Origin of the sequence: Cupriavidus sp. 2TAF22, assembly GCF_052115045.1 — a bacterium.
GTDB lineage: Bacteria > Pseudomonadota > Gammaproteobacteria > Burkholderiales > Burkholderiaceae > Cupriavidus.
On sequence record NZ_JBFRFX010000007.1, the window covers coordinates 245,283 to 270,691 of the forward strand.

At 63.2% G+C, this 25,409-nt stretch carries 23 protein-coding genes and 1 pseudogene; 9 read left to right on the forward strand and 15 right to left on the reverse strand.

Going from position 1 to position 25,409, the window contains the following annotated elements; all coding sequences use genetic code 11:
- Window positions 1–218: 218 nt before the first annotated feature.
- Entirely contained in the window at window positions 219–1,151 is a 933-nt protein-coding gene (gene argC, locus AB4Z48_RS11445; RefSeq protein ID WP_441614075.1) for an N-acetyl-gamma-glutamyl-phosphate reductase, read from the forward strand.
- 152 nt (window positions 1,152–1,303) lie between these two features.
- On the opposite strand, the gene AB4Z48_RS11450 is transcribed toward argC, so the two are convergent.
- Entirely contained in the window at window positions 1,304–2,734 is a 1,431-nt protein-coding gene (locus AB4Z48_RS11450; RefSeq protein ID WP_441614044.1) for a DUF2252 domain-containing protein, read from the reverse strand.
- A 307-nt stretch (window positions 2,735–3,041) separates the two neighbouring features.
- Between AB4Z48_RS11450 and AB4Z48_RS11455 the strand changes: the two genes are divergently transcribed.
- The 5 genes from AB4Z48_RS11455 (at window position 3,042) to AB4Z48_RS11475 (ending at window position 7,706) form a co-directional block, all read left to right on the forward strand.
- Complete coding sequence (locus tag AB4Z48_RS11455; protein WP_441614045.1) at window positions 3,042–3,572, forward strand: hypothetical protein; 531 nt, start codon at window positions 3,042–3,044, stop codon at window positions 3,570–3,572.
- Between the two features lie 211 nt (window positions 3,573–3,783).
- Entirely contained in the window at window positions 3,784–5,769 is a 1,986-nt protein-coding gene (locus AB4Z48_RS11460; protein WP_441614046.1) for an alkyl/aryl-sulfatase, read from the forward strand.
- Between the two features lie 42 nt (window positions 5,770–5,811).
- Window positions 5,812–6,006, forward strand: coding sequence for a response regulator transcription factor (locus AB4Z48_RS11465; RefSeq protein ID WP_441614047.1), 195 nt, complete (start codon window positions 5,812–5,814; stop codon window positions 6,004–6,006).
- Between the two features lie 110 nt (window positions 6,007–6,116).
- A complete protein-coding gene (locus AB4Z48_RS11470; RefSeq protein WP_441614048.1) occupies window positions 6,117–6,410 on the forward strand; it encodes a hypothetical protein in 294 nt (97 codons plus the stop codon).
- Between the two features lie 267 nt (window positions 6,411–6,677).
- Entirely contained in the window at window positions 6,678–7,706 is a 1,029-nt protein-coding gene (locus AB4Z48_RS11475) for a YeiH family protein (protein WP_441614049.1), read from the forward strand.
- A 106-nt stretch (window positions 7,707–7,812) separates the two neighbouring features.
- On the opposite strand, the gene AB4Z48_RS11480 is transcribed toward AB4Z48_RS11475, so the two are convergent.
- From AB4Z48_RS11480 to AB4Z48_RS11515, 8 genes and pseudogenes are all read right to left on the reverse strand, one after another.
- Complete coding sequence (locus AB4Z48_RS11480; RefSeq protein ID WP_441614050.1) at window positions 7,813–8,676, reverse strand: hypothetical protein; 864 nt, start codon at window positions 8,674–8,676, stop codon at window positions 7,813–7,815.
- Window positions 8,677–8,813: 137 nt separating this feature from the next.
- A complete protein-coding gene (locus AB4Z48_RS11485; protein WP_441614051.1) occupies window positions 8,814–9,710 on the reverse strand; it encodes a hypothetical protein in 897 nt (298 codons plus the stop codon).
- 222 nt (window positions 9,711–9,932) lie between these two features.
- The gene (locus AB4Z48_RS11490) at window positions 9,933–11,177 is read right to left on the reverse strand and encodes a complex I 51 kDa subunit family protein (RefSeq protein WP_441614052.1); all 1,245 of its coding nucleotides are present in this window, start codon (window positions 11,175–11,177) and stop codon (window positions 9,933–9,935) included.
- A 19-nt stretch (window positions 11,178–11,196) separates the two neighbouring features.
- Window positions 11,197–12,846: an FAD-binding protein gene (locus AB4Z48_RS11495; protein ID WP_441614053.1), complete on the reverse strand. Its 1,650-nt coding sequence runs from the start codon at window positions 12,844–12,846 to the stop codon at window positions 11,197–11,199.
- A 14-nt stretch (window positions 12,847–12,860) separates the two neighbouring features.
- Window positions 12,861–13,499: a 2Fe-2S iron-sulfur cluster-binding protein gene (locus AB4Z48_RS11500; RefSeq protein ID WP_441614054.1), complete on the reverse strand. Its 639-nt coding sequence runs from the start codon at window positions 13,497–13,499 to the stop codon at window positions 12,861–12,863.
- An 85-nt stretch (window positions 13,500–13,584) separates the two neighbouring features.
- Window positions 13,585–13,671 (reverse strand): annotated as a pseudogene (locus tag AB4Z48_RS11505) (hypothetical protein); the annotation flags it as partial.
- Between the two features lie 94 nt (window positions 13,672–13,765).
- Window positions 13,766–15,271 carry a DASS family sodium-coupled anion symporter gene (locus AB4Z48_RS11510; RefSeq protein WP_441614055.1) on the reverse strand — a complete coding sequence of 502 codons (1,506 nt, stop codon included), beginning with the start codon at window positions 15,269–15,271 and terminating at the stop codon, window positions 13,766–13,768.
- A gap of 490 nt (window positions 15,272–15,761) precedes the next feature.
- On the reverse strand, window positions 15,762–16,673 hold the full coding sequence (locus tag AB4Z48_RS11515; RefSeq protein ID WP_441614056.1) for a LysR substrate-binding domain-containing protein: 912 nt from the start codon (window positions 16,671–16,673) through the stop codon (window positions 15,762–15,764).
- 120 nt (window positions 16,674–16,793) lie between these two features.
- Here AB4Z48_RS11515 and AB4Z48_RS11520 point away from each other — a divergent pair, with 120 nt between their 5' ends.
- Entirely contained in the window at window positions 16,794–17,525 is a 732-nt protein-coding gene (locus tag AB4Z48_RS11520) for an SDR family oxidoreductase (protein WP_441614057.1), read from the forward strand.
- Between the two features lie 217 nt (window positions 17,526–17,742).
- A complete protein-coding gene (locus tag AB4Z48_RS11525) occupies window positions 17,743–18,600 on the forward strand; it encodes an oxidoreductase (RefSeq protein WP_441614058.1) in 858 nt (285 codons plus the stop codon).
- A gap of 235 nt (window positions 18,601–18,835) precedes the next feature.
- Here AB4Z48_RS11525 and AB4Z48_RS11530 read toward each other — a convergent pair whose 3' ends face one another.
- Window positions 18,836–19,303 carry a cupin domain-containing protein gene (locus tag AB4Z48_RS11530; protein WP_441614059.1) on the reverse strand — a complete coding sequence of 156 codons (468 nt, stop codon included), beginning with the start codon at window positions 19,301–19,303 and terminating at the stop codon, window positions 18,836–18,838.
- A 282-nt stretch (window positions 19,304–19,585) separates the two neighbouring features.
- Window positions 19,586–20,464 carry a LysR family transcriptional regulator gene (locus AB4Z48_RS11535; protein WP_441614060.1) on the reverse strand — a complete coding sequence of 293 codons (879 nt, stop codon included), beginning with the start codon at window positions 20,462–20,464 and terminating at the stop codon, window positions 19,586–19,588.
- A 207-nt stretch (window positions 20,465–20,671) separates the two neighbouring features.
- On the opposite strand from AB4Z48_RS11535, the gene AB4Z48_RS11540 reads away from it, so the two are divergent.
- On the forward strand, window positions 20,672–22,054 hold the full coding sequence (locus AB4Z48_RS11540; protein ID WP_441614061.1) for an MATE family efflux transporter: 1,383 nt from the start codon (window positions 20,672–20,674) through the stop codon (window positions 22,052–22,054).
- Window positions 22,055–22,111: 57 nt separating this feature from the next.
- On the opposite strand, the gene AB4Z48_RS11545 is transcribed toward AB4Z48_RS11540, so the two are convergent.
- From AB4Z48_RS11545 to AB4Z48_RS11560, 4 genes are all read right to left on the reverse strand, one after another.
- On the reverse strand, window positions 22,112–23,269 hold the full coding sequence (locus AB4Z48_RS11545; protein WP_441614062.1) for a porin: 1,158 nt from the start codon (window positions 23,267–23,269) through the stop codon (window positions 22,112–22,114).
- A 54-nt stretch (window positions 23,270–23,323) separates the two neighbouring features.
- Window positions 23,324–24,385 carry a phosphotransferase family protein gene (locus AB4Z48_RS11550; RefSeq protein WP_441614063.1) on the reverse strand — a complete coding sequence of 354 codons (1,062 nt, stop codon included), beginning with the start codon at window positions 24,383–24,385 and terminating at the stop codon, window positions 23,324–23,326.
- Window positions 24,386–24,412: 27 nt separating this feature from the next.
- Window positions 24,413–25,213 carry an SDR family NAD(P)-dependent oxidoreductase gene (locus AB4Z48_RS11555; RefSeq protein ID WP_441614064.1) on the reverse strand — a complete coding sequence of 267 codons (801 nt, stop codon included), beginning with the start codon at window positions 25,211–25,213 and terminating at the stop codon, window positions 24,413–24,415.
- Window positions 25,214–25,251: 38 nt separating this feature from the next.
- Window positions 25,252–25,409 (reverse strand): NAD(P)(+) transhydrogenase (Re/Si-specific) subunit beta (locus AB4Z48_RS11560; protein WP_441614076.1); only part of this gene is annotated, 158 nt, incomplete at its 5' end.

Consider the following 25,409-nt stretch of genomic DNA (forward strand, 5'->3'; position numbering starts at 1 on the left):
TCAAGGGCGTAAATGCTGACGAGGATATCGTTCAGGATTCGTGAATTTCATCGTCATGAAATTCAACTTTTCCGATTCTATCCGGTGGCGCAAGATGGCGCTTCCATGATCGCGCCACACCCGCGGCCGCACCAACGCAAAGCTGATGCCGAACCGGCCGGGGCCGCCACTTTCACGTCACTTCCGAGGATCCATCCCATGCGCTACCGCTTGTTTTCATCGACGGCGACCAGGGCACCACCGGCCTGCAGATCCATGAACGCCTGCGCGGACGCGACGATCTGCGCGTCCTTACGCTGCCCGCCGGCCAGCGCAAGGATGCGCGCGCCCGCGCCGACGCCATCAACGGCTGCGACATCGCCATCCTGTGCCTGCCGGACTCCGCCGCACGCGAGGCGGTGACGTCCATCGTCAATCCTGCGGTGCGCGTGATCGACGCCAGTTCGGCACACCGCACGCAGGCCGGCTGGACCTATGGCTTTCCGGAGATGGCCGCCGGCCAGGCGCAGCGCATCGCGGGCGCGCTGCGCGTCAGCAACCCGGGCTGCTATCCCACCGGGGCGATCGGCCTGCTGCGCCCCTTGGTGGAGGCCGGCCTGCTGCCGCACGACTACCCCATCGCCATCCACGCGGTGTCGGGCTATTCGGGGGGCGGCCGCGCCGCCGTCGATGCCTACGAGGGACCGGAGGCCACCCGGGCCCTGCCGTTCCAGGTCTATGGCCTGGGCCTGGCGCACAAGCACACGCCTGAAATCCAGCAGCACGCGGGCCTGGCACGGCGCCCCGCCTTCGTGCCGGCCTACGGCGCCTTCCGGCAAGGTATCGTGCTGACGGTGGCGCTGGAGCTGGACCTGCTGGCATCCGGCACGGACGTCGACAGGCTGCACGCCTGCCTGCTCGACCACTACGCCGACGCCCGCCATGTCGAGGTGATGCCGCTCGCCGAATCGGCCGCCGCCACGCACCTCGACCCGCAGGCGCTGAACGGCACCAACGACCTGCGCCTGGGCGTGTTCGCCAACCGCGAGCACGGGCAGGTGCTGTTGGCAGCGGTGTTCGACAACCTCGGCAAGGGTGCCGCGGGGGCGGCAGTGCAGAACCTCGACCTGATGCTGGCCGGGGTGGCGGCGGAGGTTCGCCGGGCCGCCTGACCTCTACCCAGGGTAACGGCGGTCGCCGCAGCCGGGCGAGTTCACCGTATCGCCGTCCAGGCGCGTCACTTAAGGCGGCGCAAGCCTCGGCGTCGAGATAAGAAGCGGGCCGGCAGCTTGTCGGCTTCCGGCCCGATGATGTCCCATGCAGATCAGATGTCCTCGATCGTCGCCTGGATGCGTCCCTCCCGAATCGCGGCGAGAAACGCCCGGAAATCGCTCCGGTTCTGTGATGCGTATTCGGTGGCGAACTCGCCGATCGCGTCATCGAAGGTCTGGCCGGAGCCCATGTAGCCCGCCATGACCGCGGCGTCGCCCGTCCGCGCGTGCGCACGGGCCAGGGCATGGGCGCACATCCGGCCGTACTGCCTGAGCATGCCGCTATCCCAGTCCTCGATGACGGCCGACATCTTCATATCGCGCAACTGCCGGATGTAGAAGTCCCGACCATTCTTGCCCCGGGTCCAGCCCAGGAACACGTCGCTGGCGGCCTGCATCAGCCGCTGGCCCACAATCACGCGCTGGCCGTGATTGTCGTACACGCTCTTGCCAGCATAGGGCTCCAGCACCGACGCCCGCGCCTCCTTCACCTGCAGGAACAGCGGGTCGTTATCGGCCGCCATGAACAGGCACACGGCGCACATCGTGCCGACACTGCCGACGCCGACAACCTTGATGGCCATGTCGAAGAAGTGAAAGCGGTCGAACAGCACCCGCGTATGGTCGGGCAGGCTCTCGCGGTACCGCGCGATGGCCTCCTCGTAGCCCGATGACAGGCCGGGCGCCTGTTCTTCAGACGGATGAAAGATCAGCGGCGGCTCGTCCTTGATCCTCGGATGCAGACCTTCCTCCACGACAAACTTCGGATACAGGTGGTCGGGTACCGACTTGCGCCGTTCCGCGGCGATGCGTTCGGCCAGCCGCTTGCGCGTCATCTCGACGATCTTGGGATCGCCGCTACGGTCCTCGTACTTCTGCAGGTCGATGCGGTCGTACCAGACATCGAGCGCGCGCATCCCCGCGTAGTTTTGCATTCGCTCCCGGTACTCGCGCACGGAGTCAGTCGCCACGCGTGCCGCGTCGCTCCTGGGTAGTGCCAGATGGTCGGCCGCGATCACGATGCTGGCCGTGAGTCGCTTCAGGTCCCACTCGAAGGGAGCCGGAAGGGTCTCGTCGAGGTCGTTGATATCGAAGATGACATTGCGCTCCGGCGTGGCAAATCCGCCGAAGTTCATCAGGTGCGCGTCACCGCAACTCTGTACGCGAATGCCGCTGGAGGGGGCGGTTGCCAGGTCGGCTGCCATGATCGCGGCCGCGCCCCGGTAGAAGGCAAAGGGCGAGGCTGACATGCGGCCGAAGCGGATCGGCACCAGCTCCAGTATCCGGCCCGTGTTCGATGCGTCCAGCAGTGCCACCGGATCCTTGCGATTGCGCGCGGCCTTCCAGCCGGATTGGGAAGAGCGCGGCACATCATCGCGCAGGGCCCGGCCTTTGGCGGCGCGCTCGTCTGCGGTGAGATAGATCGATGCGGAAGTCGGTTGGCCACCCTTCTGGGTGCGTTTCTTGTTGTCCGCCCTGGCCATGGATCGTCTCCTTGTTGTTGGGCATACGTGGGCACATCCCGAATGGGCGGCACTTGCACGCAAGCCCATACGGGACGCAAACGCGGCGAAGCAGAGCCCCACGCATGCGCCGGCGACTGGCCGGCGCTGATGGCGGTGAGCATCATCGCTTACTCAAGGTTAGGTGCAATTCAATCGCATCGCGGGCAAATTACCGCGCTGGGCCAGGAAAGGTGTCCTATTGTGTCTTGGCATTGGCAAGGCTCGATTGTGTCGATTGCGGCACCTTGGGTGGGCCGGGCCGGTGCATTCACTTCAGGAGACTGCGATGGGTAAGCTGGCTGCCACACTCAAGCATGAATTCATGGAAATGCTGCCGCCGACGATCTTCTTCTTTATCGCGCTCCACGTCGTGGCGATCATCCGTGCCCTGATGCTCCGCGGCACAGGGGTCTCGCTGCCTGCGTCGGCCTCCGTCCTCCTTGCTGCACTGATCCTCGGCAAGTCGGTGCTCGTTGCCAACATGCTTCCGTTCATCAACCGCTTTCCCGAGAAGCCGCTGATCTGGAATGTCCTCTGGAAGACGGCGATCTACATGGTGGTGGCGTTGTTCGTGCACTACCTGGAACGCCTCTACGACTACTGGAAGGACGCTCCTGGCCTGGCCGCCGCCAACCACCAGTTGCTCGTTGGAATCAACTGGCCGCAGTTCTGGGCGATCCAGATACTGCTCGTGACGCTAATCCTCAACTATTGCGTGATCGCCGAGCTGGGTCGCGTCTTGGGCCGGGAGAGGCTCAAGGCGATCTTCCTTGGTCCTCTGCCGCGGAGCGTCGTGGAGAGGAGTGCCAGGCCATAAAGCCACGGCTCGGCGATACGCATTTCACCCGCCGGTTTGCCGGGTGCACATGTGCGGCATGCGGCATGGGCCATGCGATTCAATTCAGAACGCGTAGCGAAAAAATTCACTTCTGTTTTCACTTGCCTTGGCAGAGTATTTTTCAGCACTCGGCAACGCCAGCGCGTGCCCGTTCGAGGTGCCCTCAAACACATTGGAACAGGGGTAAGGAATGACCACGGATCGCAACGTACTGGCCAGAGGCGTTGCGCTGGCCGCGGCCGCCGCCTTGTTGCACGCCGGCCCGGGCATGGCGCAGGACGCGCGCAAGGACGCCACCAGTGCTACCAGGGCCGCCAACCAGAAGCTGCTTGGCGAGCTGCCTTTCGCCGACCGCTCGGATTTCGATGACGCGCACCGCGGCTTTATCGCGGCGCTGCCGGACGCCATCATCAAGGGTACGTCGGGGAACCCGATCTGGAATCCGCAGCAGTACGCCTTCATCAAGGAGGGATCGGCCGCGCCTGGCACCGTCAACCCGAGCCTCTGGCGGCAGGCGCAGCTCATCAATATCAGCGGGCTGTTCCAGGTCACCGATGGCATCTATCAGGTCCGTAACCAGGATCTGTCGAACATGACCATCATCGAGGGCAAGGAAGGGATCACGGTGGTAGACCCGCTGGTCTCGCAAGAGACGGCAAAGGTCGCCATCGAGCTCTACTACGCCAACCGGGGCCGCAAGGCGGTCAAGGCGGTTATCTATACGCACAGCCACGTCGACCACTACGGCGGCGTCCGCGGCGTGGTGGACGCGGCGGATGTGGCATCTGGCAAGGTCAAGATCTACGCGCCGGAAGGCTTCCTCGAAGCGGCCGTCGCCGAGAATGTCATGGCGGGTAATGCCATGAGCCGCCGCGCCAGCTATATGTACGGAAACCTGCTGCCGCCCGACCCGAAGGGCCAGGTGGGCGCAGGGCTGGGCACCACGACATCTGCCGGCACCGTGACGCTGTTGCTTCCCACCGAAACCATCACCAAGACGGGCGAGAAGCGCACGATCGACGGGCTGACCTATGAGTTCCTGATGGCGCCGGGGTCGGAAGCGCCATCGGAGATGCTCTGGTATATCGAAGAGAAGCGCGCAATATCCGCCGCCGAGGACTGCACTCACACACTGCATAACACCTACTCGCTGCGTGGCGCCAAGATCCGCGAACCGTTGCCGTGGTCCAAGTACCTGAACCAGGCGCTGACCATGTGGGGCGCCAAGGCAGACGTCATGTTCGCCCAGCACCACTGGCCGACCTTCGGGCGCGAGAACGTCGTCAAGCTACTGCGCCAGCAGCGCGACCTGTACCGCTACATCAACGACGAAACGCTGCATCTCGCCAACCAGGGCGAGACGATGGTCGAGATCGCAGACAAGTTCAAGCTGCCGCCGGGCCTTGCGCTGATGTGGGCCAACCGGGGCTACTATGGCTCGGTCAGCCATGACGTCAAGGCGACCTACGTGCTCTACCTCGGCTGGTTCAACGGAAACCCGGCCACACTGGACGAGCTGACGCCGGCGGAAGCCGGCAAGCGCTACGTCGAGTTCATGGGCGGCGCCAACGCTGTGCTGGCCAAGGCAAGGCAGTCTTACGCCCGCGGCGAGTACCGCTGGGTCGCGCAGGTGGTCAACCACGTTGTGTTCGCCGATCCGTCGAACCAGGCCGCCAAGGCCCTGCAGGCCGATGCGCTCGAGCAACTCGGCTACCAGGCCGAGTCCGGCCCGTGGCGCAACTTCTACCTCAGCGGCGCCAAGGAACTGCGCGAGGGCGTGAAGAAGCTGCCGACGCCGAACACGGCCAGTGGCGATACAGTGAAGGCGATGACGCCGGAGATGTTCTTCGACTACCTCAGCGTGCGCGTCAACCGCGCCAAGGCAGCCAACGCTCATGTCGTGCTCAATGTCGACCTCGGCAAACCGGAGGGGACCTACCTGCTGGAACTTGAGAACGGCGTGCTCAATCACACTGCGGGCGTGCAGGCGCAGCAGGCCGATGCCAACATCACGATGTCACGCGATACGCTGAACGGCGTCATCCTGGGCCAGACCAAGATGGCGGATGCAGTAAAGAACGGTAGCGCGAAGGTCACCGGCAACCAGATGAAACTGGACGAGCTGGTGAGTTACCTCGATACGTTCGAGTTCTGGTTCAACATCGTGACACCGTAATCAGGAATTGGCGCGGCTGGCGGACCGGGCGATCCGGCGCCGGTGCTGACGCGCCGTGAGCTGGAAGTCCTTGCGCTGCTGGAGCAATCCATGTCCAACAAGCGGATCGCACTGACGCTCAATATCAGCGTACAGACCGTGAAGTGGAACCTCAAGAAGATCTTCGTCAGGCTGCAGGTGTCAAGCCGCTACGAGGCCATCATCGCGGCCCGCAAGCTGGCGCTCTGTGAGCGTTGACGCGCACGCGTGGCATCAGCCCACGAAGCGCCGGTCAACGCTCCAAATTGACGCGCCGAAAGATCAGGTGCAACCTTCCATCATCTTCCTCCCCCGCACCGGAGCCCGCCATGACCTCCCAAGAATTCCGAGCGTTCAAGGCAAACCTGGCGATGTTGCTACGCGACATGCCGATCGGAACCACGGCCGATTTCTCCGACGTGGCCGTTGCCTACTGGGATGGCACCCAGGTGATCGGCGCTTATTTGCGCGACGGCGGGCGGCTGGATGAGGACTTCGAGTTCGACCGGAACGCGTGTGAGAGCTGGCACGACGAACTAGTCGGCTGGCAGGCCAACCCGACCTTCACCGAACGCGAGGAACTGAAGGGCAGCCTGCAGCACCCCGGGCAACGCGCCGCCTGACCGCAGCACCTCGCCAGCATGTCTGGTGGTGCTGGCACTGGTCCAGGATGCCGATGCGATGTGCTTCAGGAGCGGCTCACCATCGACGGTGGCATGGAATGCAAAGTCGTTGGCATCCGTTGCATGGCGGGCACCGGGTCCCGTGTCGCATGCTTGCTAACCGGGAACTTGCAGAGTGTGTCCGCCAGCGCTTCCCGGTTTGCCAAAGTTAGCGGGCCTGATACCGAGATGGGTGGCGAACGTCGTCGACCCGTCGGAGAGACATCCATGTCCGTGAAATTTCTGAATCCGAGCTTGTTAAGTACGTTCCGGGGCAATCTGCCCGGCATGGTCATCAGCGCGGTGGTAACAGTCGCAGCCATGTCGCTCGCCTCGCATTACCAGGCGCCGGTGATGCTGTTCGCCTTGCTATTGGGTATGGCGCTGAACTTCCTGTCCCGAGAATCCTCCACTGCTTCCGGTATTGACTTCAGTGCCAAGCAGGTGCTTCGGCTGGGGGTGGCCTTGCTGGGATTACGCATCACTGCCTCGCAGGTAGCGGCGCTGGGCTGGCACTCCGTTGCCATGGTCGTATTGGCGGTGGCGCTGACCATATTGTGCGGCATCGTGCTGGCCCGAATGATGGGGTTCCAGACGTTCTTCGGCTTGCTCACCGGGGGTGCCGTGGCGATCTGCGGTGCTTCCGCGGCGCTGGCCCTGTCGGCAGCCATGCCACAGCATCCGCTAAAGGAGCGCGCGACGCTGTTCACGGTAATTTCCGTGAGCACGCTATCGACGGTCGCGATGGTGCTATATCCGATGCTCGCGCAACTGTTGGCCCTGCCTTCTTTGCAGGCCGGAGCCTTTATTGGCGGAACCATCCATGACGTGGCCCAGGTCGTGGGGGCCGGCTACAGCATCTCGCATGAAGCTGGTGATGCGGCTACGCTGATCAAGCTGATGCGCGTGGCCATGCTGCTGCCGGTGATCGCGCTGGCAGCCTGGTTGTCGCAGCGGCATCAGCGGGCACAAGGGGAAGCCGGAAAGGGGCCGCGCCCGCCGCTGCTGCCATGGTTTGCCGTGGCCTTCGCGGTGCTGGTGGCGATCAACAGCACAGGCTGGTTGCCTCCGGGGTTGGTAAAGGCGGGGCAGTTTGCTTCGCAGTGGTGCCTGGTCATGTCCATGGTGTCGATCGGCATGAAGACCCACCTCAAGGATATCCTGTCCGTAGGCTGGAAGCCGGTGGCGCTGATGGTTCTCGAGACGCTGTTCCTGGCCGTGCTGTTCTACGGCATGCTGGTGGTGGTGCGATTCTAGTTTGGCAACCACGGGGCCTGGCGTCGCGGACCGCATTGTCCGGCAAGGCCGCCCATGCGTGCGCGCCAGGGCGATAGAGAGGAAGGGATAACCCAGGCGAGTCACGCTAGAAGCTGACACCCAGTGAAAGGATCGCGACCTGATCGGATGAGCCGGGATTGAACCAGTAAAAGCCTGCGGTGAACTTGCGCACCGTGACCTGTAAAAAGCCGCCTCGCTGGAGATCGCGGCTCCCCCCGTAGATCCGGGTACGCTGGGCGACGACACCGAGTCTCAGCCATTCGATCGGGCGGAATCCGAGTTCACTCCAGGCATAGAGATAGCCCGATTCGTCTCCATGTGGATTCAAGTATTCGGCTTCGATGTAGTAGTCGAACTTGCGTATGGCCACGCTGGCCTCGAGTCCGCCGATCACACCATGCGTGGAGCCTCCCACGAATCCGACGATAGGCGTCGCCTTGAACTGGACGGATTCGCCTCCCGAGAATGTCCAGCCGATGAATGCCGACTGCGAGTGCTTCGCCTCGTAGTTGGTTCTTGCCTCGAGGTGGAGCTGCGATTTTTCCGCAATGAAGATACCGCTGAGGTAGTCGCCGCTCTCACGCGGCATGTTCCAGTAGCCTGTCGCCGAGAAAGTCCACGGTGCGCCGGCAGGCTGTGCTGCGCCGTCCGGCGCGGGCTGGGGCGGTTCCTGTGCGCGGACACCGCCCACGGCCAGCGTGGTGGCCAGCAACATGGAGGCGGCTCGCATCCGAGCCACCCAGCGAGTTCCTGACGGCAATTGCGAGGGAGAGGCGCCGGCCGTGTCCCGCCGGCGTGCGAACCAGGAACATGACCGCGTCAACCAGCTCCCGGGCCAGCCCATCTCGGAGACCCGGTCCACCACGTCCGGCACCGGCTCGCGCATCGGCGCATCCTCCGGCGGCGCGGTCGCGCCCGCGCCGATAGTTGTCTTGGGTGCATCTGCCACGGAGAACTCCCGGACGCTGCATCGATGATCGGACAAAGTGACAGGGGCCAGTTCTGGCTATTTCCCCCGGCTCCGACAAAGTGTCCCGCGTGCCAACAGGCTCCCCGAAACGGTGTCTTCCTGAAAGGGCGAGGGGCTCAGAAGCGAAACACGGCACTCAGCATGGGCCCCTTGAGTGTCAGCCTCTGCACCAGGTCGTCGCCACCCAGATAAAAGGTCAGGTAGCGGTAAGTCAGTTGCACATCGCCCCATTTTGCTGCGTACGCCGCCCCTCCGGATGCCTGCACCGTATATCTGGCGGAGCCGGCACCGACGTCCAGGTAATAGGGCATGTACCATCTGCCCGAGTCGCCAAGTCGGATACGCCCGCGAACACCGATGATGCCGTCGATGATATTGGCCGTCTGCGACAGGCTCCCGTCTTTCGCAAGCGTCGCGCCTTGTTCCGTGAACGTGGCAGACAGTGTCCAGTTCGCGTTCGCGCTCAGGTTCAGGTACCGAAGCCCGCCGAGTGGTTCGATCGTGCCCCAGGACACGCGCTGCCCGGTATAAGCGACAGCAAGTCCGAACAGGCCACCGCTCAGGCTGCTGCCTGTTCCGGTTGTCACATCGCGCGGTATGACAACCCTGGCACCGTTCCCCGCGCCGACGGCATTGACGGTGGTCTGTTGGTGACCGAAATCCAGATAGGCAGCATCGGCCAGGATCGTCCAGTTTCCCTTGCTGGCCTCGGCCTGCAACATGAGCAGGAACTGCAGATTCTGGAGATAGCTGTCCGGCCCCGTTCCCACGTCGAGTCTGCCACCTCCGGTCGAAGACGATCCGGAGAAGCCGAAGGCTCCGCTCACATTGGGTAACCAGAGGTATGGCCCGATCGCAAAACGCCATCCATTCGCATCCGGCGATTCCGCATGAGCCAGGCCGGCCGCGATTGCAAGGACGAGAGTGACACCCAGACGGTTCCTGCCGGGCTTCGCAAGCCGCTTCTTGCCATAATCCGCGTCGGGCAGAACGCCTTGTGGTGCGTTTTCCATGCTTTACGCCTCCGCTCTTGGATCCGAACCCCAAGCCGATCAACACGCAGACACAGACGCCCGCGTCAGTCGCCTGCCCCATGGATGCTTGCCAGCGCCGCCAGACAATGCCTTGTGCAGTTGATGGCAATGCATCTGGTCTGCCGCAGATCGAACGGTGACCTGTGCCGTTCCGTGACGACTGCCGGTCCCGCTGGCCAGATCCAATGGAGCCTTGCGCGCCTATGCCGCCAGAGGCGCCTCGTATTCCTCCCGGAATTGCTGAAGCGAACTCTCCACTACCGTCACGGCACCGTCGATCAGGCCACAGCGTCCGCTGCCGGGCAGGATATTGCACAGGTTCTCCAGCGCCTCCAGGTCGGCACGCACGCCCCGGCCGGTGTCGATCCGGTTGAGCAGCCGCATCAACTGGAAGGTTCCACCCTTGCATGGAGGACACTGGCCGCACGAGCCCTGAGCGAAGAAGCTCACGTACTCGGCAACCTTGCGCACGATGCTGGTGCCTTCCGATACGACGATCATTGCGCCGGTACCCAGCCGTGAGCGCCGCAGCCTCACCGAATCGAAATCCAGCGCGACATCGAGATCGCGTTTCGTCAGCAGGGTATTGGAGGGGCCACCGGTAAAGACCGCCTTGAACTCCTTGCCCTGCAACATGCCGCCGCCATGCTCGAATACCAGCGACTCGAGACGCGTGCCCATTGGCAACTCGTACAGGCCGGGGCGCAGCACGTCCCCGGAAAGCGAATGGAGCTTTGTTCCCGTGGCATTCCCGATGCCGAGGTCCCGATACCATTGCGCGCCGTGGCGCAGAATCCCGGGGACGTGGGCCAGGGTCTCCGTGTTGTTGACGATGGTTGGCGCGCCACGCACGCCGTGCTCGGCCGGGAATGGCGGCTTGCGGCGCGGGAAGGGGAACCCGCCCTCGACGCTGGCTATCACCGCGGTCTCCTCGCCCCCGATGTACAGCCCCGAACTGGGCACGATCCCCAGGGTGACTTGCTTGCCCACCAGCCGCTCGAGCTCGGCGAACAGCGGATGCTCCAGCCATTGCCCGACCGCTGTGCGTGTCGCCGCGAGGGATTCTGGCTGGTGCGGATTGACGTACAGGACGACGTGGTTGGCACGGGTGGCCGCGGCGGCAATGAGCGCGCCCTCGATGACCTGGTGTGGCGTGTGCTGCAGAAGAAAGCGGTCCTTGAACGTGCCCGGCTCGTCTTCGTTACCGTTGCAGATGATGTACTTGTCGCCGTCAGGCGCAGCGGCGACTGGCGCCCATTTGCGATGCGTCGCGAAGCCGGCGCCGCCCATGCCGCGCAGATCGGCCCGCTCGATCTCGGCGATGATTGTCGCCGGCTCGCGCAGGGCTTTCGCGAGCCCCTCTCCGCCGCCCGTGGCAAGCCATGCGAGCAGGTCGGCGCCAAGCTGGATGTCTTCCTTTAGGAGAACCTGGTTCAGGTGTGTCATCGCTCGCTCCGAGTAACGCTCACCGGACACCGCTGACCACCCGGCCCCGGGCGCCGGAATGTAGTCCGGCATCGACGCGCAAGTCGAAATGCGCGTAGCCAGGGAACAGCATCGGCGCCTTGACATGAAGGGGTAGCCCGGCGAGCGTCAGTTCCCGCTGCCAAGCATGTACGTGGCCGATTCCTGCACGACTGGCCATGACCCCGCGCCGCGGTCCGGCGGCACTGGCGCCTGCGCGCCGCCCCATGCTCAGGATGTCGAGCAGCGCGTTTCCCATCAGCCGGTTGCGGCCGTGAATGCCGCCCGTCACCTCGCCAACGCAATACAGCCCGCCGACGCCCGTGGCGCCATCCTTGTCGATCGCAACGCCGCCGTTCTGGTAGTGGAGCGTCGGATAGACGAGGAAGGGGTCCCGCGCCGGGTCCTGGCCGCACTTGCGCGCAAGATGGCTCAGCGTGACCAGGCGCTTGGCCAGGATGCCGGGATTCTCCATTTCGAGCGTCGGCGTATCGAGAAAGACCCCCACCTGCCCACCACGCGTGATGCCGCGTCCCTCCGCGCACTCGCGCAGGATCGCCGACGCGACGACGTCGCGCGGCTTGAGTTCGTCCACGAAGCGCTCGCCTTCCCCATTGATCAGCTTCGCCCCGGCGGAACGTGCTGCCTCCGAGATGAGTCCGCCAGCGAGATGCGGCGGGTATGCGATGCCGGTGGGATGGTACTGGAACGAATCGAGTTCGCGCAGCCGGGCGCCGATCCGGTACGCGAGCACGAGGCCGTCGGCGGTGGCGCCGTAGTGATTCGAGGTCGGGAAGGCATTCAGGTGCAGGCGTCCCGCGCCCCCGGTGGCGAGGATCACGGCATGGGCACGCACCAGGACGAAGGTGCGCCATTCGAGGTTGTAGATCACCGCGCCGGCGCAGTTTCCCCGCTCGTCGGTCAGCAGTTCGACCACCGGGCATCGGTTCCACACGTCGATGGCGGCGTCCAGGTCCACCGCCTCGCGCAGTACCCGCATCATCTCGAGCCCGGTATAGTCCCGGTAGGAAAGAATGCGGGCGGCCGAAGCTCCCCCCGGCCTCTTCCGCATGAGGTTGCCGCCGGGGAGCCGATCCTCCTCCTGGTCGAACATCATGCCGAGCCGGATCAGCCAGCGAATCACATCGGGCCCATCCATTACCATCTGCGCGACTAGCTCGGGATCGCCCTGGAAATGGCCGGCGCGCAGGGTGTCCTCGAAGTGCAACTGCGGGCTGTCGTCCTCGCCGATGGCAGCCTGGATGCCGCCTTCGGCCATCACGGTATTGCTGTCGCCGAGACGCAGCTTGGTGGCCAGGATGACCCGCGCGCCCTGCTTCGCAGCGGTGAGCGCGGCCGCACATCCGCCACCGCCACCACCGATCACCAGCACGTCGGTGGTCGTGAGCTGGGCACCTGCAATATCCACGTCGTCGATCAGCGCGTTGGCTTGCAACTGACGCGCGAGATCGGGCTGGCACGGATCACCTCGGTTCACCCCGACGACCAAGGACACGCGCGCATTCGGGCCATGGTCCGGGTGAAAGCCTTTCAGGAGTGCATCGACGGACGAGTCATCGCTGCGTACCGCCGGCGTCATGCCTGGCCGGTAGCGCTGGCGGGCGTCGTCATAAGGGATGCCGGCAGGCATGATCTGTTGTCCCGTCAGCCTGGCGGGCGCGCGCCCGGCGCATCGAAATCGATCTTCATCTCGCCGTTCTCGATCTGTTGCAGCCGGCGCATCAGATTCGCCGGCCGTAGCGACAGCGACGCGGTCATCCGCCGCACGAACAGGCCGAGGTGGTTGGGCCGGATCAGCTCGGGACAGGCCAGCGTGCAGAGATTGCACATGACGCATTCGTCGAAGACGCGGCCAGACTCCGCCAGCTTTCCCTCCACGGCGAGGTTTACCCCGCGCTGCACGTCGAGTCCCTTCGGGCATGCGCGATCGCAACCGCTGCAGTGACGGCAATGGGAGGCTTCCGGGAATGTTTGCTCGATGACGTGCAGGACCTGCCAGCTATCGTCCAGATCCTCCATGCGATAGACGTGGCGTGCCGGGGCAGTGAAATAGTCGAGCGAGGCCACCTGCATGCCTTCCTCGATCAGGGTCTCGCAGGCGAGCGCCGTGTTCACCTCCGGCTCGCCGCTGCGCCGCACCAGCACACGGCAGGACCCGCACACGCCCTGACCCATGCAGCCGACGCCTTCCACGAGGGTCTCCCCGGCGTGGAGAAACGCTTGCAGGATAGAGCAGTCGGGTGGGGCGTCGATCTGATGGCCTTCGATGGTGAGGCGTACCATCTTCTTGCACCCTGTCGTCTGGCGGCGCTCGCGCCACACTGGCGCACTTGCCGAAAAGGTCATATAAACCATAGCACACAGGCGGTTATGCTAGCGGGGGAATCGCTATGGGTCCGTTCCGTCCGATGCGACGCACGCGTATTTCCTTCGCACCAGCCTGCGTACCGGACTGCCACCTCTTCGCAGGAGGGCAATCCCCGGCGTTGCAATTGGCTCACCAGCAAATCCGCCTTGTGCTTTCATGCGTGAACCGGCCCTTGCCCGGCTCACCAGAATCCCAGAATCTTCCACCAGGTACCCCCTACCACGGCGAAGATGGTCAGTTCCAGCACGCACATCACCGCGCCGACCCGCCACCACTGTCCCATCGTCACATAGCCGCTGCCGAAGATGATTGGCGATGTGCCGGTGGCGTAGTGGGTCAGCGTCATCATGATCGCGGAGCCGGCCGCCATCATCAGCATGAAAGGCGGGACATAGGGTGGCGGGATCAGGTGAGCGCCCACGGTGAGAAAGGCCAGCATCATCGCGCTGATATGCGCCGTGGTACTCGCGAACAGGTAGTGGGAAAAGACGAACGCCAGCACCAGCACGGCGGCAATCGAGAGCCAGCCCATTCCACTGGCGGCGATGGCATCGCGCATATCGGCCGAGAACCATGCGATCACGCCAAGCTTGTTGAGCTGTTCCGCGAGCATTACCAGGGCGCCGAACCAGATCAAGGTGTCCCAGGCGCTCTTCTCCGATAACACATCATCCCAGTCGATCGTGCCGGTGATGATCAAGGCGAAGAGGCCGAGAAATGCGACCACGGTCGGATCGAGGGTGAAAGCCGGGCCCATGATCATCGCCGGCACGTTGGCCCACAGGACCAGCATCATGGCGAACACGCCCATCATGACCCGCTCCTTTCCACTTAACGGGCCCATGCGGGCAAGCTCGCCCCTGGCGTAATCGATGGCGTTGGGCGTCGCCTTCAGTTCGGGCGGGCAGAGCACGAAAACGACAAGCGGCATCAGCAACAGGCAGAGCAGGCCGGGCAGCAGCATGCACAGCGCCCAGGTGGTCCAGGTCAGGTGCAGCGACTGGCCACTGGCCTTGGCCACGTAGTCGACGACCAAGGGGTTCGGCGCGGTGGCGGTCACGAACATGGCCGACGTGATCGGGTTGGCATGGTAGTTGACCAGCGCCAGGTAGGTGCCGACCTTGCCCTCAGTCCCCTTGGTCGGATCAGAGTCGAAAGCGCCGGCGATCGACCGCATGATCGGATGGACAATGCCGCCACCGCGCGCGGTGTTGCTGGGCGTAAATGGCGCCAGGACCAGCTCGCAGATCGCAAGCCCGTAGCCGATGCCGACGGTGCGCTTGCCCAATAGCGCGATGAACATCAGGCCGACGCGATTGCCCAACCCCGTTTTCTTCAGCCCGCGCGAGATCAGGATGGCCACGACGATCAGCCAGATCAGCGGATTCGAGAAACTGCTCAGCGCATCGGCGATGGCGCCTTTGGACGAGTTCGAGGTCACTTGCGCCAGTGACACGATCACGATTGCCATCATTGCCATCACACCGATCGGCATCACCTTGAGAATGATTGCGACGATCGTGGTCAGGAAAATGGCCACCAGATCCCAGGCGTCCGCGTTCAAGCCAGCCGGCGCGGGCATCAGCAGCAACGTGACAAGTACGGCCGTGGTGATGATGGCCGGCGTCAGCCGGAAGGGCACCACGGACATGAAGTAGCGATACATCGCGACGATCTTGGCGAGCATCTCCGAACCTCCCCGAAAAGGACACGGTGAATAAAGACAGCCAAGGTCCTCGCATCTGTCGACGCGAACTGTGCCTTCCGGCGGCGTAGCATTTCTCAAGAGATCCTGAACGATGGGCCTCGCGAGCAGAAGTGAATCTTTTCGAAGGGAGGATGAAGAACTTACAAGGATGGAGCTCGCCGGAGACGAGTTGACAGGGGCGAGTTGGACGCGGAGGGGCTAACCACACGATCCGCGCTGCTGAGCTGACCGGTATGCACCATTTCGGTGCCAAATTTGCCTGGCACCTGCGCCCTGTCCATGCGAGAAGTGTCGCTACTGTGACACTCCGGGCGTCGCAGCGCCTGTCAGATCCGCGGGTGTTCTTCGCGCGTGTCCGACACGGCCGCGAGATAGTGTTCCGCGCGCATGAAGCGCCCCGGCGACATCGCTCGCGCCCACCGCGGTCGGGGGACGACCAAGCGTTCGCGACGTAAAGTCGTAGAACGCTTCATCGCAATGGAAGCCAAAGGGGGCCTTCCCACGCTTTCAGCGCATCGAGAAACGCTTTCAGCTTTGACGGCGTGAAGCGGCGAGTCGGATAGACGGCATGAACGAATATTTCCGGTGACGACCATTCCGGCAAGATGCGAACGAGCTCCCCGCGGGCGATATGCGCATCGGAATAGCCGGAAGGAAGGAGTGCGATGCCGTGACCGCGGAGCGCAAAGGCGCTGACGATGTGAAAGTCGCGCGCGGCGACGGGGCCCGTTACGCGAACGTTGACTGACTTTCGTCCGCTGACCAAATGCCATTCCGTCTCGTTGTTCCGGGCGTTGATCAGCACGCAGGGATGTTGGCTGATGTCTGCGGGCCGGGCCGGGAGATGGTGATTCCGTGCGTATTCGGGGGAGGCGACCAGGTGCCTGATACTTCTTCCCACGCGTTGCGCGACAAGGCTCGAGTCCCGCAAGTCACCGAAGCGGATCGCGACGTCGACGTTTTCGGCGATCAGGTCCACGAAAACGTTGGTGAAGTAAAGATCCACCTGGATGCGCGGATAGTTCCTTAGAAACGACGACAGAAATGCGTAGAACGGCTCCTGTTCCAGCATCACGGGACCGGAGATGCGCAGCAGGCCCTCCGGCTTTTTTTGCGTCTCGGTGATCACGCGCTCCGCGTCGTACAGATGGCTCAGCGGCTCGCTGCACTGATCGAAATAGGCTCGTCCCTGCGCGGTCAGGCTGAGCTTGCGGGTCGTGCGTTGCAGCAGCGTCACGCCAAGGCGTTCCTCGAGCGCCGTCACCTTGCGGCTGACGGTGGAAACGGGCATGCCAAGGGCTAGTGCAGCGCGACTGAAGCTCTCGAATTGCGCCACTCGGACGAAGACGGCGATGTCATTCAGGTCGGCCAGTTCGGTCATGTGGACATGTGGGACTTTTGCATGGATGGAAAAGAGATTCCACATATTCCAGTCTAATCAAAAATAGATTCCTCGGCCAGACTTCTCTCCACGCAATCCAGCGCCTTTCGGAGAGATACCATGGCTAACAACGTCGTCATCATTACCGGTGCTTCCAGCGGAATCGGAGAAGCCACCGCCAAGCTCCTTGCCACGAAAGGCGCCACGGTCGCCTTGGCCGCTCGCCGGCTCGGCAGTCTTCAGCGCATCGCCGCCGAAATCCGGGCAAAGGGCGGCAAGGCATCCGTTCACCAGGTCGACGTCACTGACCAGGCGCAGGTCAATCGCTTGATTGGCGACGTCGTATCGCAACACGGCCGCCTGGATGTGATGGTCAACAACGCCGGCCTGATGGCCATCGCGCCCCTGTCGCTGCGCAAGACAGACGAATGGGATCGCATGATCGACATCAACATCAAGGGTCTTCTCTACGGTATCGCAGCGGCGTTGCCAGTCTTCGAAAGGCAGCAATCGGGTCACTTCGTCAACATCGCGTCGGTCGTGGGCCTGAAAGTCTTCAGTCCCGGAGGGACGGTGTACTCGGGCACGAAGTTCGCGGTGCGCGCCATTTCCGAAGGCTTGCGCCACGAGGTCGGCGGCCACATCCGCACCACGGTGATCTCGCCGGGGGCGGTCGACACCGAACTGAAGTTCGGCTCCGGGCATGAGGACAGCCGCAACTTCGTCGTCGATTTCTACAAGATGGCCATCCCGGCCGATGCCATCGCACAGGCCATCGCCTATGCGGTCGAGCAGCCAGATTCGGTCGACGTCAACGAGATCGTGATCCGCCCCACCGTGCAGGATTTCTGAGGGTCGCGGCGGGCAGGGAAGTGCTTAAGCCGATGAGGAAGTTCAGCGAGTTACGTCAGATGCCAATCCGATAAGCCCGCAGTGCTGGATCTCGACCGAATACCGACCCACCAATTTCATCCGGGTTTGACCCACCGTCAGGCAGCGTCATTCCGCTATCTCGATGCGGATAACGCTTGGCCATCGACGCTTTCACCACCAATGCAGGAGCAAGATCATGAGCAACCTCACCAAGCAACAGTTCAAGCGCGTCTGGTTTATCACGGGCGCTTCACGCGGCCTGGGCGCGCTGATGGCCAAGGCAGCCCTTGCCGATGGCAACGCCGTCGTCGCCACGGGCCGCAACGCCGCCGCAATTGCCGAGCGTCTCGGCGAGTCGTCCGCATTGTTCCCTGTCGCACTGGACGTGACGGACGGCGCGCAGGTCAAGGCGGCTGTCGAGGCCGCCGTCGAGAGGTTCGGCCGCATCGATGTGCTGATCAACAACGCTGGTTTCGGGCTGCTCGCCGCCGTCGAAGAATCGAGCGACGCCGACGTGCGCCGGATCTATGAAACCAACGTCTTCGGTCTGCTAAGCGTGACGCGCGCCGTGCTACCAGTGATGCGCAAGCAGCGCTCGGGTCACGTTATCAATATTTCGTCCATTGTCGGCTATCAAGCGGCGGCCGGGGTCGGCGTGTACAGCTCGACGAAGTTTGCCGTCGAAGGCATCACGGAAGCATTGCACGCAGAACTGAAGCCGCTTGGCATCCATGCGACCCTCGTCGAGCCGGGCTTCTTCCGCACCGACTTTCTGGATACGTCGTCTCTCCTCGTCGGCAAGGAAATCATCGACGACTACGCTGAGACCTCGGGCAAGCTGCGCGACCTCGCAGTCGTCATAAATCACAAGCAGCCGGGCGATCCGGAGAAGCTGGCAACGGCGCTCGTCACGCTGGTCGATGCGCAAACGCCGCCGTTGCGCCTGCCGCTTGGCACCGACACGCTAAAGGCGATCGCCGAGAAGAACGCGTACGTGACGACGGAAACGCAGGCGTGGAAGTCGCTGTCGGAATCCACAGACTTTCCGGCGTGAAGACGATGAGAGCAGGCTGAGGCCGTTGCGAGCCGCGTGCTGTCGTTCTTGACGCAGCAAACCGTCCAGACCTGAACCAGTCGGCGTATGACTGCCAGGAGAAGCGGTCGATGTGGCCGACGAAACCCGGCAGCCGCATGGCGGCAACCGTGACTTCGGTGTGCTGCCATGTCATGGATGCCGCATCTTCCTGCGCGGCACGCTTCGCTACGACTGCCCTCAGGGCGCCGGGGTTTCAGGGCAGCAGGTGGGTATCGCCGGCGGCCTGCGGTGGCAACTTGACTACCAGTGCCTTGAAATCGCCGCTGGTTGCGACCGAACCCGCGTGCGCGACGCTCTTCGGAATGACGATCAGGTCGCCGGGGCCGACTTCGCGCTGTTCATTGCCCAGCCAGAATGTTCCCTTTCCTGCGATGACATACTGGATCTCGTCGGCGCTGGTGTGGTAGTGCTTTGGAACGTTGCCCGATTGCACAGCAACGGTCCCTTGCGGCGTCGTCACCAGCCCTCTCGTGCGCAGCGTGCCCATATTGGGAACCTGTGGCCCGAGGTCTTCATTGGTCAAGGCCGCCAGGTTGATGATCTGCGGCGCCAACGCGGCGGGCGGGGTCTGCGCGTGGGCGGGCGGCAGCCCCATGTGGGCCGCAAGGTAGCCGCAAGCAAAGGCGACCGGGACTGCGGAAAGAGCGGCAAGGCGATGCATATTTATCTCCCTTTGGTTGGCCTGCGATCATTGCGCCGTCACGACGCTTGATTCGTGCGATCCGGCTGGATTGTCTCACCGCGATCCGCGCCCAGAATTAAGGGGAAACCCGAAAGCACTGAATCGATCGCATCTCGGAGAGGGTGCTGCCGAAGCCGGAAGGGAATTTACCTTGGGCCGCCTCTGGTATTGAAAAGGAAGCCGGTTCTCTTTCCACTCACTTCCGGAATGAAACCGCTGTCGACCGCGAAGCTGGTGAATGCATCCGCGACAGAAAGCCGTTCATTCGAGGTTCCGCATTTCGGTATCCATCCAGCTGCAGAATTGCCGGACCACGCGCGATTCCGAGCGGCGCTGGTAACGATATGTTCCGATCTCAACCGGCTCGTATCCGGGCAGGACCACCAACGCGCCGGCTTGTGTTTCCCTGGCCGTGAGGATCGGCGGCGCGAGCACCATCCCAAGACCGGCAACACAAGCATGAAGAGCCGCATCGTCGGTGTCGAATTCATGGGCGAAGGAAAGCTCTGCCAGCGAAATATCGAAGGTTTCGCACCAGAGCTTCCAGTCCCAATTGCCGGCTGCGCGCTGAAGAGCCGGCACGTCCGAAACGGTGATCTCCCGGCGATTGGTGTCTCTTGCCAGCAGGCTCGGCGAAACAACCGGGCGGCTCAGGTCGCGAGCAAGGAGTTCCCATCCTTCGGCTGCTTCCCCTGCCCGGAAATAACGGATGCTGACATCAGAGACCGGGACGGCGAGCAAACCTCGCGCGGAACCAGTTTCCACCCGAACGCGGGCCTCGGGGCAGAGCGCGTGAAAGCGATCCAGTGACGGGATGAGCCAACGCACTGCAAGCGACGTTGACGCCTGAACGCTGATTTCGGTTTCGTCGCGATACAGGGCATCGGCCGAATGCTCGATGAGCCCGATCGCCGGCGCGACCTCCTGATAGAACCGCTGTCCCACGTCGGTAAGGGAAACGGTGTTATTTCCCCGGTGGAAGAAGGTCACGCCAAGCTCGTCTTCAAGCTTCTTGAGCTGGTGGCTTACCGCGCCGGCGGTAACGCCGAGTTCAGCGCCGGCGGCCGTCAGGCTCCCGGTGCGTGCCACGATCGCAAACACCCGAACGGCGTTGAGAGAGACGCGATGCCTGTTCTGCATGAGGTTTCCTCAAGCTCCCCTAAAATTACTCGTTTGAGTGTCGCAAAAAAATATAGCACAATCGAAAGTGAAAATCCGCTCGGTAAGTACGATGCGCTCAAGAAAATATTGAATCGACACCAAAGTCACGGCGTGGGTGATGGCGGGGACGGCATTATTTTATTAATTTTCTTTTCACAATAAACTACTCGCACCCAGAGATCTGTGATGATTTCCATCCCACGTCACTACCGCGACATGATCATGCTTTCCGCGCCGATTGCGGGAATTCAGTTTGCGCAGATCGTATTGACGAGCACCGATCTGATGATGATGGGCTTGATCGGCATGGAGGCGCTGGCGGCCGGTGGTCTTGCCACGCTACTTTACAATCAGTTCCGCACCATGTGCGTCGGCATGGTGACAGGCTTGGGAAATCTCATTGCCGCTTCTATCGGACGGGCCGAAAAACGCACGGAAAGCATAATGGTCGATGCTGCTGCCCGGGAGGAGATCCGCGGCCTTGTCCGCTCTGCGTTGTTTCTCGCCACGGTCGTCGCTCTTATCGGTGGCGGCTTGCTTGCCGGTCTGGGTTATTGCCTCACCTTTCTCGGCCAGGATGACACCGTCGTCGCCCTGGCAAGGCCGGTGATGATCACGCTTGCGCCGGGGCTCTTACCCATGGTCTGGCTCAATGTCTTGCGGCAATTCGCCGTCGGTATGCGCCGCCCCGGCTCGCTTTTGTGGGTCACCGTGGTCTCCATCGCCGTCAACGTGCTATTGAACGCGATGTTCATCTATGGGTGGCTAGGCCTGCCCAGACTCGGACTGACGGGCGTCGGGCTTTCGACGACGTTTGTGCAGGTATGGACTTTCCTTGTCTATCTTCGCGCCGTTCAACGGGACGAGAAGCTGAAGGATTTTCTGTCGCTCGCCTTCTGGAAAGCACGACCTGCGACCGTTCTCAAGATGGCGAAGATGGGAACGCCGATCTCCCTGACCTATGGTCTCGAGGCGTCAATTACTTCCGTGGCGTCGATCTTGATAGGAAATTTCGGGCCTGTTGTGCTTGCTGCCTCCAATGTCATCAACCAGCTTGCCAAGATCGTCTATCAAATCAATGTCGGCCTCTCTCACGGGTCGTCCATTATGGTCAGCCGTGCCATCGGGAAACAGGAATATGGGGAGATCGGAGTCATTGCACGAGGCGCCATGACAATCTGCTTTATTCCGATGACGGCGATCGGGCTCGTTTACCTGTTCTTTCCCCATATTGTATTGTGGCCATTTCTCGGCGCTCACGCAGATCCTGCCATATTATCCACAGCAACCACGCTGCTCTGGTTCGCCGTTTTCAATCAGTTCTTTACGGCTTCGCAGAATATCAGCATTGGCCTCTTGCGTGGCCTTGGAAATACGAAAGCCGGACTGAGCAATAGCCTGATTTCCTATTGGTTGATCGGCATTCCAGCGATACTATTTTGCAGCGATTGGCTCGGATGGGGCGGCGCGGGCGTTTGGTTCGGCTTGTGCATCGCTTTCGGCGCGAGCAGCGTGCTGCTCTGGCGACGTTTCATGGCCGATCTGAAGCGGATATCGCAGCCTGGATAGATGGAGCGGTGGCCAATCCACCGCATGCCGTACCGCCGCGCGCCAAGTCAAAACCCGTCAGAACTTGTGACGAAGCCCGATCGCGACGCCGAGCATATTGCTCTGGCCGTTGCCCAGCGTGTAGCTGTTGCCGAGCGAGAGGCTGTTGGCATACACCGTGGCCAGCGATTCCATCATCAGGCCGGCGTTCTTCGCATAGGCCGTGGTCAGGTAGGCGTCGGTGCGCTTGGAGAATGCGTAGTTGGCCACCAGCGCGATCTGCCAGGGGTTCGGCACGCCCGTGTTGCCGAACAGGCTTTTTACGTTGTCGTAGTCGTATTCGAGCGTGAGACCCACGGCGGGCGTGACCTGGTAGGTGCCGCCGATCCAGTAGAAATCGTCCCGCTGGATCACCACATCCGCGGCATTCTTGTTCTGGCCCCAGCGGTATCCCCCCATGATCTTGGCCGTTCCGAACGCGTAGCTCGCACCCACCGCGGCTTTTTTCAGCGTGCCGCTGCCGGTGCCGATGGTCGGATTCCACTGGTCGTAGGCCGCCATCAGCCCGATCGGGCCCGCGGAATAGGAGACGCCCGCGCCGTAAGCCGTATCGCGCCGGAACTGGCCGGGAACCTCGCCGTTGCCGCCGATTGCGGTGGCCACGCCTACCGTCTGCGGCAGGGCCAGGCCAACGCCGAACGACCAGTGGGCGATAGCCGTGACCGGACCGAACTGGCCGTTGTACTTGAGCGTGTTGTCCTCGCGGAAGTTGGCGCCGGTCTGCAGTACGACGGGCTCGTACTGCGTGGCGAACGCGGTGGGCTCATAGTTGGCGACCGTCTCGAACATCGACGTGTACTGGCGCCCGAAGCTGAACTGGCCGATGGGACTCTGCACGCCGACGTACGCCTGGCGCCCGAAGATCCGGCCGCTCTGCTGGGAAGCGCCGGTGTCGAGGCCGAAGCCACTCTCGAGCACGAACACCGACTTGAGGCCGCCGCCGAGGTCCTCGGTGCCGCGCATGCCCCAGCGCGAGCCGGACAGGCCACCCGAGTTCAGGCGGTAGACGTCGTTGGCCGGGCCGCGGTTGAAGCCGTTGGTGGCAACGGGCACTGCGCCGGCGTGGTTCACATACTCCACGTTTGCGTCCACCACGCCATAGAGCGTGACGGACTGCGCAAAGGTCGTTCCTGAACAGGCAAGCAGTGAGAAGAGGGCGGTCGTCTTGATGTTCATGTCGTGGCTCTTTTGATTTTCCCTGGGGTCTTGTTTGTTACTTCTTGCTTGCCGTCATGCTGCATTCGCGTATTGCATCGCGTATTTCCAGCCAAGTTCGGCCAGCGGGATCGCTTTGCGACTTGTTTCCACGGCGTCGGCGCTGGTCGCATTGCCACTCCTCGCGCGCCGGGCGATGCCGTTCATGATCGCGGAGAGGCGGAACAGGTTGTAGGCGAGATAAAAGTCCCAGTGCTCGATCGACTGCGTGCCGTTGGTGCTCCCGTACCAACGGAGATAGCTTGCCTCGTCGGGGATGCCGAGCGCCTGCAGGTCGAGGCCGCCGATGCCACGCCACAGGTCGGCCGGGATATGCCAGCTCATGCAGTGGTAGGCGAGGTCGGCCAGCGGGTCGCCCAAGGTCGCCAGCTCCCAGTCGAGCACGCCGATCACGCGCGCTTCGGTGGGGTGGAACACGAGGTTGTCCATGCGGTAGTCGCCGTGGACAAGGCAGGTACGGTCGCTGTCCGGCAGGTGCTGCGGCAGCCAGTCCGCAAGCGCGGCGAGAGCGGGGTTGTCGTCCATGCCGGCCTCCCGGCACTGGCTCGCCCAGCGCCGGACCTGCCGGGCGATATAGCCGCCGTGCTTGCCAAAGTCGGTCAGGCCTGCGGCGTCGAGGTCCACGCGGTGCAACGCGGCGATGACGCGGCCCATCTCGCGATACATTGCCGAGCGCTGCTGCCGCGAGAGTCCCGGCAGCGACTGGTCGAACAGGATCCTGCCCTGCAGGAACTCCATGACGTAGAACGGGCTGCCAACAATGGCGGTGTCCTCGCTGTAGAGGAATGTGCGCGGCACGGGGACCTCGCTGTCCCGAAGCGCCTGCATTACCCGGTACTCGCGGTCGATTGCGTGGGCCGACGATAGCAACTGGCCCGGCGGCTTGGTGCGCAGGACGTACTGCCGCGGGCCGCAGGCGATCCTGTAGCTAGGGTTGGATTGTCCGCCCGTCAGACGCTCGACGGACAGCACGGGATAGTYGATCAGCCCGTGGGCGAGCAGGAGCCGGGCCAGGGCACGACTGTCGAACGGGGACGGGCCGGCTGCCTTCGCCGGCGGGGTGGCGGTGACTTCCATAGGCATTCTCCTGTGGCGCGGTGGCGGTCAGAGCGAACTGACGGCGTGGCCGCCGTCGACGGGCAGGACCGTGCCGGTCATGTAGTCCGAAGCGCTGGAGGCGAGCAGCAGCAGGGCGCCGTCCAGCTGGGTGGCGCGGCCGAGCCGGCGCTGCGGAATGCGCCGGATGAGCGCCTGGCCGTTCTCCGTCTCGAAGAAGTCCCGGTTGATATCCGTCTCGAAGTAGCCGGGGGCGAGTGCGTTGACCCGGATCCCGTGGCGTGCCCATTCCAGGGCCAGCGAGCGCGTCAGGTGGATCAGCCCCGCCTTGGCGGCGGTGTAGGCCGGCACCTGTTGCGCCACGCGCAGGCCGAGGATCGAGGCGATGTTGACGATGCTGCCGCCGTTGCCCGCGTCGCGCATCGTCCGGGCGGCGCACTGTGCCACGCGCCACGCGCCGTTCAGGTTGGTGTCGATCACGCTCTGCCAGGCGTCCTCCGTCACGTCCATGGCAGGGGAAGTCGTGGCGATGCCAGCGCTGTTGACCACGATCTGGGCCGGACCGAGCTCGCGCTTCACCGCATCGAATGCCGACTCGACGGAAGCGGGGTCCCGCACGTCGAGTGGCACCACGCATCCGGTGGCGCCTTGCTTGCGCAGCGCCGCCAGTATGGTCTCGCCTTCGCCGACGCGCCGGCCCGCCAGCGCGACGCGGCAGCCCGCGCGGGCGAGCGTCTCGGCGAAGTGCCGGCCGAGGCCGCCGAACGCGCCCGTGACGAGCGCGACCTTGCCGTGCAGGTCGCCAAACGGGTTCGGCGGTGGTTCCGGCTGCCATTGAGGTTGAGTCATCAGCTTGTCTCCGTTGTTTTGTAGTGGGCTCAGGCTCTTCAGACCGACTTGCCCATGTCCTCGACCACCTTCTTGGCGTCGCCGAACACCATCATGGTCTTGTCCATGTAGAACAACTCGTTGTCGAGACCGGCATAGCCGGCCGCCATCGAGCGCTTGTTCACGATGATGGTCTTGGCCTTGTAGGCTTCCAGGA

Excerpts from the sequence above, each read along its gene's own strand:
- AB4Z48_RS11450 (WP_441614044.1), bottom strand. The coding sequence starts at position 2,734 with ATGGCCAGGGCGGACAACAAGAAACGCACCCAGAAGGGTGGCCAACCG.
- AB4Z48_RS11455 (WP_441614045.1), top strand. The coding sequence starts at position 3,042 with ATGGGTAAGCTGGCTGCCACACTCAAGCATGAATTCATGGAAATGCTG.
- AB4Z48_RS11460 (WP_441614046.1), top strand. The coding sequence starts at position 3,784 with ATGACCACGGATCGCAACGTACTGGCCAGAGGCGTTGCGCTGGCCGCG.
- AB4Z48_RS11470 (WP_441614048.1), top strand. The coding sequence starts at position 6,117 with ATGACCTCCCAAGAATTCCGAGCGTTCAAGGCAAACCTGGCGATGTTG.
- AB4Z48_RS11475 (WP_441614049.1), top strand. The coding sequence starts at position 6,678 with ATGTCCGTGAAATTTCTGAATCCGAGCTTGTTAAGTACGTTCCGGGGC.
- AB4Z48_RS11485 (WP_441614051.1), bottom strand. The coding sequence starts at position 9,710 with ATGGAAAACGCACCACAAGGCGTTCTGCCCGACGCGGATTATGGCAAG.
- AB4Z48_RS11490 (WP_441614052.1), bottom strand. The coding sequence starts at position 11,177 with ATGACACACCTGAACCAGGTTCTCCTAAAGGAAGACATCCAGCTTGGC.
- AB4Z48_RS11495 (WP_441614053.1), bottom strand. The coding sequence starts at position 12,846 with ATGCCTGCCGGCATCCCTTATGACGACGCCCGCCAGCGCTACCGGCCA.
- AB4Z48_RS11500 (WP_441614054.1), bottom strand. The coding sequence starts at position 13,499 with ATGGTACGCCTCACCATCGAAGGCCATCAGATCGACGCCCCACCCGAC.
- AB4Z48_RS11510 (WP_441614055.1), bottom strand. The coding sequence starts at position 15,271 with ATGCTCGCCAAGATCGTCGCGATGTATCGCTACTTCATGTCCGTGGTG.
- AB4Z48_RS11515 (WP_441614056.1), bottom strand. The coding sequence starts at position 16,673 with ATGACCGAACTGGCCGACCTGAATGACATCGCCGTCTTCGTCCGAGTG.
- AB4Z48_RS11520 (WP_441614057.1), top strand. The coding sequence starts at position 16,794 with ATGGCTAACAACGTCGTCATCATTACCGGTGCTTCCAGCGGAATCGGA.
- AB4Z48_RS11525 (WP_441614058.1), top strand. The coding sequence starts at position 17,743 with ATGAGCAACCTCACCAAGCAACAGTTCAAGCGCGTCTGGTTTATCACG.
- AB4Z48_RS11530 (WP_441614059.1), bottom strand. The coding sequence starts at position 19,303 with ATGCATCGCCTTGCCGCTCTTTCCGCAGTCCCGGTCGCCTTTGCTTGC.
- AB4Z48_RS11535 (WP_441614060.1), bottom strand. The coding sequence starts at position 20,464 with ATGCAGAACAGGCATCGCGTCTCTCTCAACGCCGTTCGGGTGTTTGCG.
- AB4Z48_RS11540 (WP_441614061.1), top strand. The coding sequence starts at position 20,672 with ATGATTTCCATCCCACGTCACTACCGCGACATGATCATGCTTTCCGCG.
- AB4Z48_RS11545 (WP_441614062.1), bottom strand. The coding sequence starts at position 23,269 with ATGAACATCAAGACGACCGCCCTCTTCTCACTGCTTGCCTGTTCAGGA.
- AB4Z48_RS11555 (WP_441614064.1), bottom strand. The coding sequence starts at position 25,213 with ATGACTCAACCTCAATGGCAGCCGGAACCACCGCCGAACCCGTTTGGC.